Consider the following 389-nt stretch of genomic DNA (forward strand, 5'->3'; position numbering starts at 1 on the left):
CACCCTTAAGGGTGTTTATTGTTTTAGAAGTGTTGGTTGCGGGGGCCGGATTTGAACCGACGACCTTCGGGTTATGAGCCCGACGAGCTACCAGGCTGCTCCACCCCGCGTCCGTCTTTCTACTCTCGCAGAAACTTACTTCTTCAAATTTGATTGGTTGCGGGGGCCGGATTTGAACCGACGACCTTCGGGTTATGAGCCCGACGAGCTACCAGGCTGCTCCACCCCGCGTCCGTCTTTCTACAGTCGTAGAAGATACTTCATCAAATTTTAATTGGTTGCGGGGGCCGGATTTGAACCGACGACCTTCGGGTTATGAGCCCGACGAGCTACCAGGCTGCTCCACCCCGCGTCCGTGGATGCGCACTATACTCGGATAGACTTGTGAT

Annotated in this window: 3 tRNA genes; all 3 read right to left on the reverse strand. The window is 54.8% G+C overall.

Annotated features, from left to right (window positions below):
• Positions 1-33: 33 nt before the first annotated feature.
• Positions 34-110, reverse strand: a tRNA-Met gene (locus FHC48_RS23110).
• Between the two features lie 44 nt (positions 111-154).
• A tRNA-Met gene (locus tag FHC48_RS23115) sits at positions 155-231 on the reverse strand.
• Between the two features lie 44 nt (positions 232-275).
• Positions 276-352: transfer RNA gene (locus FHC48_RS23120), tRNA-Met, on the reverse strand.
• Positions 353-389: the final 37 nt, after the last annotated feature.

This window comes from Enterobacter sp. EC_50, from assembly GCF_019584525.1.
Classification (GTDB): domain Bacteria; phylum Pseudomonadota; class Gammaproteobacteria; order Enterobacterales; family Enterobacteriaceae; genus Enterobacter; species Enterobacter roggenkampii.